The organism is Agarivorans sp. 1_MG-2023 (assembly GCF_030548385.1).
Classification (GTDB): Bacteria; Pseudomonadota; Gammaproteobacteria; order Enterobacterales; family Celerinatantimonadaceae; genus Agarivorans.
The window spans coordinates 171,458-187,114 of sequence record NZ_JAUOSJ010000002.1; the positions used below are offsets into that span (position 1 = coordinate 171,458).

Here is a 15,657-nt window from a genome sequence, read left to right on the forward strand (position 1 = left end):
CTAATAGTGAAAGCTTAAGCTTCTTCTATTTCCTCTAGCTTGGTAGAACCCCCATGGTGCACTTCACGGCGCCGTTGAATCATGGCGTAAAAACCAGGTATTAAGAAGGTGCCTACCAACAATACACAAAGCAAGCCACCAACCAGAGAAATACCCAGCGAGTTTTGACTAATATGGCCAGCACCATTTGCCAGTACTAGCGGTATCATGCCAAAGATAAATGACCAAGAGGTCATATTCACCGCCCTAAATCGCAAGGTTCCACCCGTTACGGCTGCTTGGTCAATAGGCATGTCATTGTCTTCACGCTGCATACGTGCAAACTCTACGATAAGAATCGCATTTTTCGCAGCTAAGGCTATCAACAAAACCAAGCCAATTTGTGCATACAGGTTCATGGGTAAGCCAGCTAAAGATAGCGCTACAAACGATCCTAAAGTTGCTACCGGAACCACCAAAATAATCGCCAGCGGAATGGTCCAACTTTCATACTGCGCCACCATAAATAGGTAGATAAACAGTAAGGCGAGGGCAAAGGCATATACCGCCATATTACCTGCTTGGATCTCTTGGTAAGCCATACCCGTCCATTCAAATTGGTAACCGTTTGGCAATTCTTCTGCGGCAATTCGCTCCATGGCGGCGATAGCATCTCCCGATGAATAACCGGGCGCCGGTTGGCCTTGCAATACCGCACTACGGTACAAGTTGTAACGCCAGGCTACGTCTGGGGCAAACTGCTGTTCAATGGTGACTAAAGTGCTCAGCGGTACCATGTCGCCGCTGATACTGCGAACATGAAACTGACCAAGGTTATCTAAACGGCTGCGGTACTCATCTTCAGCCTGCATGGTAACTCGGAAGTTTTTGCCGTAAAGGGTAAAGTCATTCACATACAGCGAGCCCAAGTTGGCTTGTAAAGTAGTGAATAAGTCGCCCAGCGGAATACCGAGCTGCTTTGCTTTACTGCGGTCGATGTCTACATAAAAGTGAGGTACATCGGCGCGGAAAGTACTAAAAGCACTGCCTATTTCTGGGGCTTGGTTGGCTTTAATGGTGATATCTTGCATCACTTTAGCCAGTTCGCTGCGCGAGCGACCAAGGCCATCTTGCAAGACAAATTCAAAACCTGAAGCCGTACCCATACCCGGCACAGCAGGTGGGCCAAAAGCAAAGATCATGGCATCTTGAATTTTGCCGTAGGCTTGCTCGTTGATGCGCTGGCTAATAGCAAACGATGAATGGTCACCGTCTAGTGCGTTTCGTTCATCCCAGTGTTTGAGTTTTACAAACATGGTGGCCGCGTTAGACTGAATAGCGCCGGCTAGCAAACCGTAACCGTTGGCTAAACTCACCGCTTCAACGCCCGGTTCTTGTTTAATGATATGGCTTAAACGCTCCGACACTTCGGCGGTACGGCTAAGCGAAGCGGAATCTGGCAGTTGAACGTTTACCAGCAATACCCCTTTGTCTTCTTGCGGGACAAAGGCTTTAGACGTGTTGTGATTCATCCATGCTACAGCGGCAATGGCTAAACAGAAGAATACCACCAAGGCAGAGCTGCGCCTTACCAACATGCCTGCAGCTTGGCCGTAGCGCTTGGTTACTGTGACTAAACCACGGTTAAACAAAGCAAACCAGCGAGGTTGTTTTTGTTGACCACGTTTTAGCACGAGTGAACAAATAGCGGGTGAGAGAGTCAGCGCATTAATCGATGAAATAACAACGGATATACAAATAGTAATCGCAAACTGACGATACATTACCCCGGTGATACCAGGCAGCATCGCTACCGGCAAAAATACCGCAAGCAATACCAAAGTAGAGGAAACAATGGGGCCGGTCACTTCGCGCATGGCTTTTAACGTGGCTTGCCGTGGGCTTAGCTCTGGGTGAGCTGAGAGCTTACTGTCGACGTTTTCAATCACCAAAATGGCATCATCTACCACAATACCAATCGCCAGAATCAAACCAAATAGCGTAATAGTATTGATGGTAAAGCCGGTGGCTAGCATTATCGCAAAGGTGCCAATTAGCGAAACCGGAATAGCAACAACCGGAATAAGCGTCGCACGCCAGTTACCTAAGAATAAATAGGTGACTAAAATAACCAATAAAATCGCTTCTATCAGCGTTTTGATTACGCCTTTTACTGACTCAGCAACAAACTGGGTGGTGTCGTAGGCAATTTCATAATCCATTTTCTCTGGCATGTTAACTTTAAGTTGTTCCATCAATGCCAAAACTGCGTCGCCACTGTCGAGTGCGTTTGCCCCGGTTTGCAACGACAAAATCACCGATACCGAAGGTTGCCCTCTAAACTCGCCAAAGGCAGCGTAACCCCGTTTGCCTAGCTCTACACGGGCTACATCTTTTAAGTAAACACGTGAGCCATCTGGGTTGGCGACTAATAGAATATTCTCAAAATCGTCTACGGTGTCTAAGCGACCCTTGGTGAGCAAACTAAACTGCACGTCGTTGTTAGCTTCGTAAGGTGGCGCACCTATAGATCCCACCGCCACTTGCACGTTTTGTTCTGCTAGGCTGTTGCGAATATCGCTAGTGGTAAGGCCTAGGTTGGCCAGTTTAAGCGGGTCTAACCAAACACGCATCGAGTATTCAGCCGAGCTAATTACCCGTACATCACTAATGCCTTGCACACGTGCTAATTGGTCTTCAACGTTTAAGGTTACGTAGTTGTTTAAGAAGGTGTCGTCATAGTGACCGTCAGGCGAGAAGAAGTTAAGCACCATGAGTAAGTCGGGCGAACGCTTACGCACCGTTACTCCAACTTGGCGAACTTCTGCAGGCAGCTTTGACTCAATTTGGGTGACCCGGTTTTGCACGTTAATTTGTGCCATATCGGGGTCGGTGCCGATGTCAAAGGTTACGGTAAGCGAATAAGAGCCGTCGTTGGCACTTTTCGAGTTCATGTACAGCATGTCTTCTACGCCGTTCACCGAGCTTTCAATCACCTCGGCCACTGCTTCTTCTACGGTTTCGGCACTGGCACCGGTGTAGTAAGCGGAAACACTTACCGAGGGAGGGCTAATTTGTGGGTACTCTGCAACGGGCAATACCATTAAGGCTATCGCGCCTGCTAATGACAGCAGAATTGAAATCACCAAAGCAAACTTTGGCCGTTGAATAAAAAAGCGACTTAACATGATGACTCCTTAATTAACCCGCTTGCTGTTCTACAACTTGCACTGGCGCACCATGGCGTACCCGTTGCAAACCTGCGGTAATCACTTGCTCGTTGCCGTTTAAGCCGCTAGTGATGACGACACCTTGTTCCAATACCGGACCAATGTTTACGTTGCGGCGTTCTGCGGTGTTGTCTGCGCCAATCAGCATCACAAACTCGCCTTCTAAATCACTTTGTACTGCACGTCTAGGGATGACTAATGCTTCAAGCGATGCGCGGCTCGTCAGTTTTACTTCAACATATTGGCCTGGCAGCAATTGTTGCTGAGGGTTGTTAAACTGAGCGCTAATGGCAATGGTGCCTGTTTGCAAATCAATGCGATTGTCGATGAAATCTAACTGGCCGTTTTCTGGGTAGGTTCGGCTATCGCTGATTTTTAGCTGCACAAGGGCGTCGTCGGTTTGTGCGCTAGAGTGGGCGTCTACTTGGTCTAAGCCCATGTTTAAACGCTCACGTTCAGATACTCTAAAGCCAGCACGGATCGGATTTAGGCTTACCAAGTTAGTCAGTCGACCATTGCTGCTGGCAATTAAGTCACCTTGGCTCACTTCACTTTGACCAATGCGGCCATCAAAGGGCGCTACAATTCGAGTGTGTTGTAAATCAACTAAGCTGGCGCTTAACTGCGCTTCGGCGGCCTCGAGTTGGGCGTCGCTAGACAGTTTTTCTGCGGTTAAGCGATCGTACTCTGAGCGACTAATGTTGTTTTGAGGCAACAAACGTTCACCACGTTTCCAGTTAATCTCTGCATTGGTTAAGTTAGCTTTTGCCTGAGCTAAGGCCGCTTTGGCTTGTGCTACGGCTGCTTGGTAGCGGGTAGGGTCTATTTCGTAAAGCAGCTGGCCTTGCTCCACCATCTGTCCGTCTTCGAAGTGACGTTTCAGCAAGTAGCCGCTAACTTGAGCGCGAATATCGACATCTTTATAGGCTTCTATGCGACCAATAAATTGCTGAGATGGCGCATAATGGATGCTTTTAACGGGTTCGGCGTTCACCAAACTAGCGCTTACTTGATTAGGAGATACGTCGGCAGAGTTACACGCGCTAAGCAACAAAAGTGCAGGGGCTAAGGCGAGCACTTTAATACGGGAAAAAACCATGAAACTATCCTCAAACTTTACATCAATGCAGAACAAATAGCCGAAGAGAGCTGTTTGCCTCATGCAAATATAAAGTTGGCGGATGCTAACTAGACGCGTCCTGCGAAAACGCCTCTTTGACGTTGGTTTTATTTTTTAGTAATTACTAAAATATGCAAGCGGTCAATATACACCTTATTCAACTAAAGTTAGCCTCAGAAATAGTAGGTGCTAGCATCGGGATTTCTAAATGAAATTGAGGTTTTATTGCTGCTAATTAGCGGTGGTTTTTAGCTTAAGCTGGCAAGCTCACTTTTTTGTCACCGGCAAGTTGCAATGATGGCGAGAAATAAACACAACATAGATAGGGTGTTTGCTATATCATCTAGCCGCATTAATACAGCCCAGAGGTTTTTATGGCGCGCCAAGTAAGCTATACCTACAAAAAACAAAACAAAGTGATTAATTTTTCCTTTGATAAGTACCACGACATTCATGAGGCAGTTGCTGCAGCCGAAGGTGTTGATATTTCAAGTTTTCTAGCGATGGAAAAGCAATTAGCTATGTCTACGCGAGACACCGCTACGCTAAAAGAATACCGCCTTAAAGAGTTTCAACGCTTAGGTTTTAGCGACATTCGCTTTCTAAAAGACGAAGAAAAAGACCAACCAGCCAAGTAAAGTTTGTCTGAAAGCGCATTTCTTAGGCTTGCTACTGGCCTGAAATGTGTATTTGCTTAAGGTAGATAGATTATCTATTTTTGAGTTTTTTTGATGTCTGAATCTCCGCACTTTTTGGCCTTAGTGGCTGATTTCGCATGTTTAGCCCAAGTTGATGCTATTTTGCTGGCAGGCTCTAGAGCGGCCGGCACCGCCGACGACCACTCTGATTACGACGTATATGTTTATCTTAATGCGCCAATTAGTATTGAAGTGCGCCAAAGCATCACTAATAAACACTGTCGGTACATGGAGCTGAACAATCAGTTTTGGGAAACCGAAGATGATGGTGTTTTGCTTGATGGCATTGAAGTAGAGTTAATCTATCGAGATTTCGCGTTTCTTGAGCAGGAGTTGCATCAAGTCGTAGAGCAGTATCAATCTAAGGTGGGGTATAGCACCTGCTTTTGGGCCAATTTATTGGCATCTCGTATTTTGTACGATGCAGATGGAAAAGCAGCGCAACTACAGCAACGTTTTAATGTGGCTTATCCAGCCCCGTTGCAGCAAGCCATTGTGAACAAAAACTTCCCGCTATTAACGGCGCAAATGCCAGCCTATTATTACCAATTAGAAAAAGCCCTAAAACGGCAAGACAGAGTAAGCCTTAATCATCGTTGTGCTGAGTTTCTAGCCAGCTATTTCGATATTTTATTTGCTATAAATGCTTTAGCACACCCAGGTGAAAAGCGCATGTTGGAATATGCTAAGCAGCATTGCCTTATTGTTCCTGAAGGGTTCGTTGAAGACATTGAAGGTTTATTGAGTGAGATAAGTACTGCTCAGCCAAGCTTGCTGGTTAAAGTGAAATCATTGGTAAGGGAGCTGGAGCTGGTCATCACCGCTAAAACGTCACTTGGGCTGCCAACATGCTACCCATTTAGTCAAAATAACTAAGGTCAAGACTCTTTACTTTTTAAGCAATCAGTTAAGCTGATATGCGTTGAGGGATACTTGCCTAAAAACAACTTATTGATTGATCTGATACTGTTGATTAAATCGTTATTTGGTGTGAAAGTAGCGCTGAATAAGTAACTTCAACAGGGATGTATTAATGTTACCTCGCTCCGCACTAAGTATCGCTGCAGCTATAATCGCTGTCTCTTCAAATGTCTCGCTGGCGAGTTCTGAAGTGGCTGTTCCTTTTATCGTTGGGGGCGAAGATGCGCCCGCTGGCGAATACCCTTGGATGACTCAGCTTAAAGCTGATGGTAGTTATTGTGGCGCAGTATTGATTAACCAACAATGGGTGCTCAGTGCCGCTCATTGTACCTTCGACCAATACAGCGTTGGTCACTATGCTCCGAAAGAAAAGATCAAAGTGAAAATTGGCGGCAATGTCTTTTCTTACCTCGAAGAGGACGGCGAAGCAGTTAGTGAAGTGTGTCAGCACCCTAACTATGTTGATTCTGTTGAAGAAGGTTCAAGCCAGGTGGCTACCGATAATGATATCGTTTTGCTACGCTTGGCTGAGCCTAGTTCAGTGACGCCGATTGCAATGAATCAATCGGCTATTCATCAAGACTATAACTCAGGCTTTGGTTTAAGAGTGATAGGTTTTGGTCGCACCAATACCGACCCTGACAACCCCACTTATAAAGATAACTTACAACAAGCAAATGTGAACTTAATGGCTCAGAATAGATGTGCCGAAGTTTGGGGCAGTGCTCAACTTACTGCTCAGATGTTTTGCGCCGAGAGTTTTACCGCAGACTCATGCTCCGGGGATAGCGGAGGCCCAATTTTTATTGATGAAGGAACTCAATACAAGCTAGCTGGCTTAGTGAGTTGGGGGTCTAAGTTTTGTGAAAATACACCCGGTGTTTACGTAGATGTTGGTCAGCTTTCACCTTGGATAACGGAAGTGATAAACAGCACTGCTGAAGAGCGTAGCAATGCATCTTTGTGTTCACAAAAAGCAGCACTTGCTCGACCAGAAAGCTCAGGTGGCGGTGCATTTGGTGGCATAGCCATTGTAGCCCTATTGGTGCTTCGCCGTTTTCGCAGAGCATAATATATTGAAATAAAACGTTTTGTTTTTTGTTTAAAAAATATTCATGCATGTGCGGGCGTTTTCTGTTAGATTACGCCCGCATTTTTATATGCCGCTAACAAGCTGTCTCATGGAATGCTGCTTTGCAGTTGAGAGCGTCCACCCCACGGATCGGGCCAGCAATTTGGACGAACATTTTTGCTTGTTAATGAGAATTTTATGCAAAGTATTTTTGCCGATATCGTTGGTTTACTGGGTACAGCCCTCGTGGTAGGTGCGTTCTTCCTTTTACAGTTAGAACGACTAAGCCCTAAACAACTTACCTATAACTTGATGAACTTAAGCGGTGCCATTTTGCTGCTGATCAGTTTGTGCATTAACTTTAATCTAGCCAGCTTTATTATTGAGCTATTCTGGATTGGCGCGTCAGTGGTAGGTATTGTTAAGTACTTCAAACGTGAGCCGGCTGTCGCTCAAGCTTAAAACATTCAGTTTTGGCTAATAATTAGAAGCTATTGCAATTTTCGGCGATAGCTTTTAATCAATATATTTCTTCTCTATCTTGCCTTTGCGGTGTGTTTGAAGCGATCACCTATCGGTATTAGCTCTCATTTTTAATAAGCCAAACAATCCTAAACAGTAAATAGTGCCCAAATGAGCAAAAGCTTTGTATGCTAGAGCGACTAAAAACAGAGCCTTTACTTATATGAATCAAATACATCCTCAATTAGCGCCAATTTGTCACTATCTTGAACAGCAACTGTTAGGCAAACCTAAAGCGGTGCGGCTGGCCTTGAGTTGTTTGCTTGCCTCTGGCCACTTACTGATTGAAGATTTACCGGGTGCGGGCAAAACCAGTTTAGCCAAATGGCTCGCAGCCGGTTTTGGTTTGAGTTTTCAGCGCATCCAATTTACCAGTGACTTGTTGCCTGCCGACATTATTGGTGTATCGGTGTATGAGCCACCCACTCAGCAGTTTATCTTTCATCCAGGACCAATTTTTAATCACCTGGTATTAGCAGACGAGTTAAACCGTGCGAGCCCGCGTACCCAAAGTGCTTTGTTGGAGGCAATGGAAGAACAACAGGTGAGTACCGATGGTCAAAGCTATCCTTTGGAAGCACCATTTTTTGTGATTGCGACGCAAAACCCTCGCGAGCAGTTAGGTACTTTTGATTTACCTGAATCTCAGCTAGATCGCTTTGCTATGCGACTTAGTATCGGTTTTCCGGATTTGAATTCAGAACTTGCCATGCTTAAGCGTTCTAATCAGGCTGGTGAATCGCTGGTTGGCATGTCGATTGAGGCGCTAACTCAGCTACAGCAAGCGGTTGAGCAAGTGCATTGCAGTGATGCCCTGCTTGATTATTTATTACGTTTAATTCATTGCAGTCGCGCTTTAGAAGGGGCAAACCCTTTGTCGCCGCGCTGTAGTTTAACTTTGTTGGCTTGCGCCAAAGCATGGGCCTATTTGCATCATCAGCAGCACGTATCACCTGAAGATGTTCAAGCGGTATTTAGTGCGGTGAGTGCCCACCGTTTAGGGCGAGGTGACAGTGGTGAAGCCTACGCTAAGCAGATTTTAACTGATGTCGACCCATACAACGATCTGAGCTAAGCATGCAAATTTGGGGACGCTCTGCATTTAAAAAGTGGCGAGGATTACGCACTCAAGCGTGGCTTGAGCGGCGGATTCCCGCTTCAAGCCGTTTAGGATTAAACCGCAAGAACTTGTTCATTCTTCCTACGTCATTTGGTTGGGGCTTTTTGTGCGCCTTAGTGGTGATGCTAATGATGGGCAGTAACTACCAAAACAACTTAATACTTGCTTTGGGTTTATGGTTATTAGCCATGTGGTTGCTGTGTTTGGTGCTTTGCCATCAGAATCTTTCTGGTAGTGTGGTGAGTGTTGTTCAGCGCCCAGAGGGACAATGTGATCACCCATTGCGGCTGCTCTTCGCCATAGAAAAAGCCAATAAAACCTTCCCCAATGCACTTACCGCCGAGTTTAAAACTTGGCCCTACGAACAGGCTAGCCAGCATCAAAATAACCAACTAAGCGTAGATATTGAGGTGGTGCAGCGCGGCCGCAAGGCATTACCAAGAGTCTCTATTGCCAGTGTATTCCCTTTAGGTATTTTCCGCTGCTGGACGGTGGCCGATTTTAACTCTGAGCTGATTGCTTATCCTGCGCCACTGTCAGGATATGCTTGCCCCGCTCAAGAGCTATCTGAAGAGCATGATATTGAGCAAACCTCTAGCGATAGCCAATTGCAAAGTGAGTTTGCCGGTCTAAAAACCTATCGCAGTGGTGAGCGTAAAAGCTTATTAGCGTGGAAGCAATATGCGGCAGGCCGAGGTTTACAAACTAAGGTTTTTAGCGGCAACCCTGCGCTAGATTTACATTTGACTGACCGCTTACATAGCGGTTTAGATTATGAACAAGGCTTATCGGTATTGGCTTTTTGGGTTCGTCAGTTAGCGCAACAGCAACAAAGTTTTAGTTTACAAGTCGGTGGCCAGCAACTGGCAAGTGGCAGCGGCTTGGCGCATCAACGTGCTGCATTGCAACTCCTCGCAGAGGCACCTAAACAAACATGAACAATGTAAATGCTGCCCATATTCGTTTATCGCTTCTATGTTATTTGGCAACCGCTTTGGTGTTGTTTCAGCAATTGCCTTGGTTAGTGGTGGTTGTGGGGGCAGCAGCTGGCTGGTGGCGCTTACGAGTAGTGAACGGTTTGGCTTCGCTGCCTAAACCACGTTGGGTAAAACTACTGTTAGTGAGTTTAATTGCCTTAACACTATGGCTAAGCCGCTCTGCAGAGCTGTTTGATAAACTAGTTAGCCTTGTCATGCTGGGTTATAGCTTGAAATACATTGAGCTTCATAAACGGCGTGACGTAGAAATGTTTGCCTTAACGGGCTTGTTTTTATTGGCATTTTCGCTGGTATTTTCTAGCCAACCATTAGCGGCGTTGTTAGTGCTAATTGTTGCCTTTATGCACTTACTGTTGCTGCTGAGTTTAGATGTAAAACTCAATTTGTCTTGGCTAAAAAAGCTAGCCGTTTGGATGTTGGCCATCGCGCCATTGGGTTTGGCCTTGTTTGTTGTTGCACCGCGATTAGCCCCTTTATGGAAAATGCCCACGCCCAGTAGTGCACAAACGGGTTTGTCTGATGTGGTGCGCCCCGGTGATATTAGCCAGTTGATTCGCTCAGACAAGTTAGTCTTTCGCGCCGAATTTAGTCGCCCACCACCGCGAGACCAATTGTATTGGCGCGCTATGGTGCTGGATGAGTTTGATGGTGAAGAATGGACGCGCAGTGAGCTCGCTCAAAAGAAACACGTTGTTAAGAATGAGCAAGCGCCGATTAACCAATACCAACTGTTGCTGGAGCCAGCCAATCAAGCTTGGCTGGCTACGCTTAACCCCAGCGAGCTGCGCGGAGGTGGAGCAGAGCAGGTTGGCGATAAAAGCTGGCAACGCAGTGGTGAGAGTTTCCCTCGGCAGATTTTAAGCTTTAATCATCTCCCTCATTTGAACCGTGAGTCGGTAGCACCAGAGCAATTACATCTGCTGACTCGCGTACCCAGCAACATAAGTGCGAATGTATTGCAGTTAAGTCGTCAGTTTAGCGAAGGTTTGGACCTCGATGCTGGCGGTTATTCTGAACAAGTCATGACAAGGCTAGAGCAGTGGTTTTTAAGTCAATCTTTTAGTTATACCTTAAGTCCTCTGGCATATCCTGGATTAGCAGGAATAGAAAGCTTTTTGCTTAACCAGCAAGCGGGGTTTTGTGTGCATTATGCTCAAAGTGCAGTAGTGCTGGCGCGTTTGCAAGGGATTCCCGCGCGTATGGTCACTGGTTATTTAGGTGGTGAATGGGAGCAAGCAGATCAACGTTTAGCGGTACGAAACTACGATGCCCACGCGTGGATGGAATACTGGAACGGTGAGCGCTGGATAAGGCTTGACCCAACAGCGTGGATAGCCCCAGACCGAGTGGAAAGCAACTTACAGCAAAGCCAAGCAACCGCCGAGCAATGGCAAAATATAAGCGGCTGGAGTCAGCGGCTTTGGTATACCCAAGGTTTTAACCAACTACGTTTATGGTTAGCGCAAGCCGATTATTGGTGGGCGAAGTGGGTACTTAACTTTGATCATAAACGCCAGTTAAGTTTGTTTTCACAGCTGCTTAACTGGTTGCCGGGGACCTCACTGTTGATGTTAACCGGCGGCATGTTGTTATCTGGAGTGCTAATCAGCGCCTTGTTGTTAGCTAAGCCTTGGCTGTGGCGCTTACCGAATAAACATGTGCTAGCGCTAAAATGGCAGCTATTTTTATTGGCGAGATTGAAACTTCACCGTAGCCAGGGAGAAAGCTTTACAGACTATTTATCGCGTATTGAAAGTGCTGCGCCTAAGCGTTACTTGCCGTTAAAACGGGCGATTCAGCAGTATAATCAGCTGCGATACCACGGCTAAAACTTGCAGTAATTGAGTATATCGTTGAGCAAAAAATACCAACTTAATTGGTTAATTTGTCCAAAATATCCTATTTTTTTTACCAAATTGCTTGAGCTAACCAGACTATTGATAGCTCTGCTCGTAAAGTGAGCGGCATTAAACATCTTTGGTAAGGAGATTAAGATGGATTGGATCGAGTGGTTTGGTTATTTAGCGTCGGTGGTGGTGGCCATCTCATTAACCATGAGTTCTATTGTTAAACTTCGTTGGTTAAACATGATAGGTGCTGCGCTGTTTTCTAGTTACGGTTTTGTCATTGGTGCAATGCCCGTGGCCTTGTTAAACCTATTTATTGTATTCGCCAACATCTATTACTTGCAGGGAATTTATCGCAGTAAGGATCAGTTTAAACTGGTAAAAGTTGAAGCCAGCAGCCCCTTATTGCAGTTTTGGATAGAGCAATATCAAACTGACATTGAAAAATACTTCCCACAGTTTTCTGTTGATAGTTTGCAAGGGCAAAGCTGTTACATGCTGATGAGAAACAGTGAACCAGCGGGTATTTTTGTTGGTAGGCAACAACAACATGAGTTTGAAGTAAAGTTAGATTACGTATTCTCAGCCTATCGAGATTTTAAAACGGGCGATTTTCTTTATCACAATTCCGGCTTATTTAAACAGCTAGATATAAGCAAATTGGTAACCTACAGTTCGGTTGAAAACCACCAAAAATACTTACGTAAGATGGGATTTTCTCAGTCAAGTGAAGACCAGGCTTTGTATGAGTATTCACTAAGCTAAAGACACCAAGGGGTTAATTTGCAAAGACCAGAAATTGGAATTATCTACTGATAGTTTTATGGTAGGGTTAGCCCTCAATTAATAACCTGGTAATTGTAATATGCGTTTGAAAGTGCAGCCTTTTTTGTTTTTATCTCTTCTTTCAAGCTTACTGTTAGGCTGTGTTTCTGCTGAGCAAACCAGAGCCCCAGAAACACGTTCCACCACAGTAGTAAGCGGCGACACTAGCTATTTGGAGCGGTCGAGCGGCCGCTATGCTTGGCACCCTAGTTTGGTAAAAGCCTACTTACACAAGACCGAAAGCGAAGATTTATTACTGCAGGTATTGCAGCAAAACATCAGCAAAACCATGCAAGATAAAGGCTATACCTTGGTTGAACTAAACCAACAGCCTGATTTCTTTATCGGAGTGGGGGCCGCTTTAGACTCTAAAGTAAGTGATCAACAAATACTCGCGCGCGCAGGCATGATGGCAGGTTTATCGGCAGATGATGTTGATCCTACAATGTATGAAAAAGGCTCGGTGATGATCGCCTTGTTTAATTCAGCAGAAAGTGAACCTTTTTGGCGTATTTTAAGTCAAGGTATGGCCCAACAAGAGCAGGCATTGAGCGAGCGAAAAGTCCGCATTGCACGCGAAGTTGATCGTATGTTGCAGTATCTTCCACAACGCTAATCGGTCATAGGTAAGCGAGTGAAGTGCCAAGGTGTTTTGTTAGCAAACATAGGTAAAGCGTTATGAGTAAAGCCAACACACCTGCCAGTTACACGGTGAAACAAGCCGCAGAGTTAGCAGGAATAACCAGCGATACCCTACGCTTTTACGAGAAAAAGGGCTTGTTGTTTAATGTTAATCGCTCGCCCAATGGGCACCGCCGTTTTAGTTCTCAAAATGTTGAGTGGCTGCGCTTTATTGTGTGTTTAAAATCTACCGGCATGTCTTTAGATACCATTAAACAGTATCGGGATATGTTGGATGAGGGGCCAAGTACCGAGCAACAACGTTTACAGTTGTTGCTCGATCATAAACAGCAAACCGAACAACAAATTGCCTGCTTAAATCGCAACCTTGAACATGTTCAGCGCAAAATTGAACATTATCAAGAAGGAACCCAATTAAGCATTACACTGGAATAAGCCTTATACCGACTCAATCAAGGCGATGTCGGAGGTATCTAGCGGTACACTAGCCCCTCTAATTACTCCATCGGCTTGCTCTGGGCTACGCATGCCAACAATCGCACCAGTTACTGCTGGATGGTTTAGGCTCCAAGCTATCGCAACTTCAGCGGCTGACACTTGGTATTTAGCTGCCACTTGGCTAAGTGCTTCAACAATTTTTAGATTGTGGCTTAACTTAGGCTCGTTAAAATCATCAGCGTTTTTACGCCAATCATCATCACCCATAGCGGCAATCCGCTGGCGAGTCATTTTACCGGTTAATAAACCAGAACCCATTGGCGAATAGCAAATTACTCCGGTGTTGTTTTGCTGGCAATAAGGCAATAGCTGCTCTTCGCAATCGCGATTAATTAAGCTGTAAGGTGGCTGCATAGCGTGAATCGGGGCAATCTTTTGCAAGGCTTCCATTTGCTCTAAGGAATGGTTAGACACACCTAAATAGCGAATCTTCCCCTGTTGTTGCAACTCGGCTATGGCTTGCCAGGCTTCTTCAATGTCTTCAGCTGGGTTAGGCCAGTGGATTTGGTATAAATCGATAGTCTCTACTTGCAGGCGCTTTAGACTGTTCTCGACTTCTTGTTTGATGCTGGCGGCTTTTAAACAAGGTTGGATGTTTTTTTGTTGATCCCAGTTAAAACCACATTTGCTAAAAATGAGCGGTTTATTGCTTAAGCCTTTGATGGCTTTACCCACTATTTCTTCACTGTGGCCGAGGCCGTATACGGGGGCTGTATCAATCCAGTTTATACCTAATGACAAAGCGTGTTGAATGGTATCGATTGAATCTTGATCTTGTTGCGCACCCCAGCCCCATTGCCACAGGCCGCCCATTGCCCATGCACCTAAGCCAATGCGGGTAATCTTCAGTTCACTGTTTCCTAAACGTGCCAGTTCCATAGTCACTTCTCCAAAGGTTTTGAATAATAGTTAACGATTACTTAAGGTGAGTGTAAAAGTTGGAGTTAACTCCAAGTCAAGCAATTGGTTGGTAAACTTTTATATCGTAAGGAAGTGAAATTTGATGATGATTTGTCAACACATTCGGCTAGGATTAAATAAAGCATCAAACTATTTGAAAAAGCAGGCCTTAATTGCTTAACACTGGCTTGGAACAGCGGCCAACGGTGACTACACTGAGCCGCTTATAAGTTCAAAAAATAATCCTGCAGGAGCTCTTATGTTAAAACAATACCCAGTGACTGATTTACATCGTCATTTAGATGGCACTATTCGCGCCGAAACCATATTAGAACTGGGCCGAAAGTTTAACGTAGATCTTCCTGCAAGCAATCTTGAAGCGCTGATCCCCCACGTTCAAATTACCAAACAAGAACCTAATTTGGTGGCTTTTCTATCTAAGCTAGATTGGGGGGTAAGTGTATTGGGCGATTACGACGCCTGTGCCCGCGTAGCCGAAGAAAATGTGGCCGATTTAGTAAAAGCCAATATTGATTATGCTGAATTACGCTTTAGCCCCGGTTACATGGCTATGAGCCATAAACTTAAGCAAGAAGGCGTGGTAGAAGCGGTTATTGAAGGCGTGCGTCGTGGTATGCAAAAACACGATGTACAAGTGAATTTAATCGGTATTATGAGCCGTACCTTTGGCCAACAAAGCTGTAGCGAAGAATTAGAAGCCTGCATGGCGTTTCGCGACCAAATAGTGGCGGTTGATTTAGCGGGTGACGAGCTGGGTCACCCTGGTGATTTATTTGTTGAGCAGTTTTCACGTGCGCGCGATGCTGGTTTTGGTATTACTGTTCATGCGGGTGAAGCTGCTGGTTCGGCAAGCGTTTGGCAAGCTATTCGTGAACTAGGTGCTACTCGCATTGGCCATGGCGTTAAAATAGCTGACGATCCTGAGCTAATGGATTACGTAGCAAAACACAAGATTGGTGTAGAGTCGTGTTTGTCTTCTAATTTTCAAACCAACACCACGCCAGACTTAAGTCAGCATCCTCTTAAGCGCTTTTTAGAGCATGGTATTCGCGCTAGTTTGAATACTGATGATCCCGGTGTGTCGGCCATTGATTTACCCGATGAATACCGTATTGCCCGTGAGCAACTAGGCTTTGGCGATGAGCAAATTGCCAAGCTGCAAAGCAATGGTTTAAAAATGGCCTTTATTAGTGAAAGTGCGCGCCAAGCATTACGTGAGAAAGCGGCTAAACGCATTTTATAAATTAAGTGTTAACAGCCCACT

The 15,657-nt window shown here is 45.4% G+C and carries 14 protein-coding genes; 11 read left to right on the forward strand and 3 right to left on the reverse strand.

Annotated features, from left to right (window positions below):
• Positions 1-14: 14 nt before the first annotated feature.
• Both Q4592_RS02840 and Q4592_RS02845 read right to left on the reverse strand, forming a co-directional pair.
• Complete coding sequence (locus Q4592_RS02840) at positions 15-3,167, reverse strand: efflux RND transporter permease subunit (RefSeq protein WP_303509525.1); 3,153 nt, start codon at positions 3,165-3,167, stop codon at positions 15-17.
• 13 nt (positions 3,168-3,180) lie between these two features.
• The gene (locus tag Q4592_RS02845) at positions 3,181-4,308 is read right to left on the reverse strand and encodes an efflux RND transporter periplasmic adaptor subunit (protein WP_303509528.1); all 1,128 of its coding nucleotides are present in this window, start codon (positions 4,306-4,308) and stop codon (positions 3,181-3,183) included.
• A 395-nt stretch (positions 4,309-4,703) separates the two neighbouring features.
• Between Q4592_RS02845 and Q4592_RS02850 the strand changes: the two genes are divergently transcribed.
• From Q4592_RS02850 to Q4592_RS02895, 10 genes are all read left to right on the forward strand, one after another.
• The gene (locus Q4592_RS02850) at positions 4,704-4,967 is read left to right on the forward strand and encodes a DUF2960 domain-containing protein (protein WP_137672167.1); all 264 of its coding nucleotides are present in this window, start codon (positions 4,704-4,706) and stop codon (positions 4,965-4,967) included.
• A 93-nt stretch (positions 4,968-5,060) separates the two neighbouring features.
• Positions 5,061-5,903, forward strand: a complete 843-nt coding sequence (locus tag Q4592_RS02855; RefSeq protein WP_303509532.1) for a DUF4037 domain-containing protein — start codon at positions 5,061-5,063, stop codon at positions 5,901-5,903.
• A 157-nt stretch (positions 5,904-6,060) separates the two neighbouring features.
• Positions 6,061-7,020: a trypsin-like serine protease gene (locus tag Q4592_RS02860; RefSeq protein ID WP_303509535.1), complete on the forward strand. Its 960-nt coding sequence runs from the start codon at positions 6,061-6,063 to the stop codon at positions 7,018-7,020.
• A gap of 198 nt (positions 7,021-7,218) precedes the next feature.
• On the forward strand, positions 7,219-7,482 hold the full coding sequence (locus Q4592_RS02865; protein WP_137672164.1) for a hypothetical protein: 264 nt from the start codon (positions 7,219-7,221) through the stop codon (positions 7,480-7,482).
• A 223-nt stretch (positions 7,483-7,705) separates the two neighbouring features.
• Positions 7,706-8,617 carry a MoxR family ATPase gene (locus tag Q4592_RS02870; protein ID WP_303509538.1) on the forward strand — a complete coding sequence of 304 codons (912 nt, stop codon included), beginning with the start codon at positions 7,706-7,708 and terminating at the stop codon, positions 8,615-8,617.
• Positions 8,618-8,619: 2 nt separating this feature from the next.
• Positions 8,620-9,600 (forward strand): DUF58 domain-containing protein, encoded by a 981-nt coding sequence (locus Q4592_RS02875; RefSeq protein ID WP_303509540.1) that lies wholly within the window; start codon positions 8,620-8,622, stop codon positions 9,598-9,600.
• Positions 9,597-11,489, forward strand: a complete 1,893-nt coding sequence (locus Q4592_RS02880) for a DUF3488 and transglutaminase-like domain-containing protein (protein WP_303509543.1) — start codon at positions 9,597-9,599, stop codon at positions 11,487-11,489. Before Q4592_RS02875 ends, Q4592_RS02880 begins: the two co-directional genes overlap by 4 nt.
• Before the next feature lie 165 nt (positions 11,490-11,654).
• A complete protein-coding gene (locus Q4592_RS02885; protein WP_303509546.1) occupies positions 11,655-12,272 on the forward strand; it encodes a hypothetical protein in 618 nt (205 codons plus the stop codon).
• A 100-nt stretch (positions 12,273-12,372) separates the two neighbouring features.
• Positions 12,373-12,948 (forward strand): DUF4136 domain-containing protein, encoded by a 576-nt coding sequence (locus tag Q4592_RS02890; RefSeq protein WP_303509549.1) that lies wholly within the window; start codon positions 12,373-12,375, stop codon positions 12,946-12,948.
• Positions 12,949-13,010: 62 nt separating this feature from the next.
• Entirely contained in the window at positions 13,011-13,409 is a 399-nt protein-coding gene (locus Q4592_RS02895; protein ID WP_303509551.1) for a MerR family transcriptional regulator, read from the forward strand.
• Positions 13,410-13,412: 3 nt separating this feature from the next.
• Here Q4592_RS02895 and Q4592_RS02900 read toward each other — a convergent pair whose 3' ends face one another.
• On the reverse strand, positions 13,413-14,351 hold the full coding sequence (locus Q4592_RS02900; RefSeq protein ID WP_303509553.1) for an aldo/keto reductase: 939 nt from the start codon (positions 14,349-14,351) through the stop codon (positions 13,413-13,415).
• A 280-nt stretch (positions 14,352-14,631) separates the two neighbouring features.
• Here Q4592_RS02900 and add point away from each other — a divergent pair, with 280 nt between their 5' ends.
• The gene (gene add / locus Q4592_RS02905; protein WP_303509556.1) at positions 14,632-15,636 is read left to right on the forward strand and encodes an adenosine deaminase; all 1,005 of its coding nucleotides are present in this window, start codon (positions 14,632-14,634) and stop codon (positions 15,634-15,636) included.
• The last annotated feature ends 21 nt before the right edge of the window (positions 15,637-15,657 follow it).

Bases quoted from the DNA above. Each gene is read 5' to 3' on its own strand.
- Q4592_RS02840 (WP_303509525.1), bottom strand. From the start codon at position 3,167: ATGTTAAGTCGCTTTTTTATTCAACGGCCAAAGTTTGCTTTGGTGATT.
- Q4592_RS02845 (WP_303509528.1), bottom strand. From the start codon at position 4,308: ATGGTTTTTTCCCGTATTAAAGTGCTCGCCTTAGCCCCTGCACTTTTG.
- Q4592_RS02850 (WP_137672167.1), top strand. From the start codon at position 4,704: ATGGCGCGCCAAGTAAGCTATACCTACAAAAAACAAAACAAAGTGATT.
- Q4592_RS02855 (WP_303509532.1), top strand. From the start codon at position 5,061: ATGTCTGAATCTCCGCACTTTTTGGCCTTAGTGGCTGATTTCGCATGT.
- Q4592_RS02860 (WP_303509535.1), top strand. From the start codon at position 6,061: ATGTTACCTCGCTCCGCACTAAGTATCGCTGCAGCTATAATCGCTGTC.
- Q4592_RS02865 (WP_137672164.1), top strand. From the start codon at position 7,219: ATGCAAAGTATTTTTGCCGATATCGTTGGTTTACTGGGTACAGCCCTC.
- Q4592_RS02870 (WP_303509538.1), top strand. From the start codon at position 7,706: ATGAATCAAATACATCCTCAATTAGCGCCAATTTGTCACTATCTTGAA.
- Q4592_RS02875 (WP_303509540.1), top strand. From the start codon at position 8,620: ATGCAAATTTGGGGACGCTCTGCATTTAAAAAGTGGCGAGGATTACGC.
- Q4592_RS02880 (WP_303509543.1), top strand. From the start codon at position 9,597: ATGAACAATGTAAATGCTGCCCATATTCGTTTATCGCTTCTATGTTAT.
- Q4592_RS02885 (WP_303509546.1), top strand. From the start codon at position 11,655: ATGGATTGGATCGAGTGGTTTGGTTATTTAGCGTCGGTGGTGGTGGCC.
- Q4592_RS02890 (WP_303509549.1), top strand. From the start codon at position 12,373: ATGCGTTTGAAAGTGCAGCCTTTTTTGTTTTTATCTCTTCTTTCAAGC.
- Q4592_RS02895 (WP_303509551.1), top strand. From the start codon at position 13,011: ATGAGTAAAGCCAACACACCTGCCAGTTACACGGTGAAACAAGCCGCA.
- Q4592_RS02900 (WP_303509553.1), bottom strand. From the start codon at position 14,351: ATGGAACTGGCACGTTTAGGAAACAGTGAACTGAAGATTACCCGCATT.
- add (WP_303509556.1), top strand. From the start codon at position 14,632: ATGTTAAAACAATACCCAGTGACTGATTTACATCGTCATTTAGATGGC.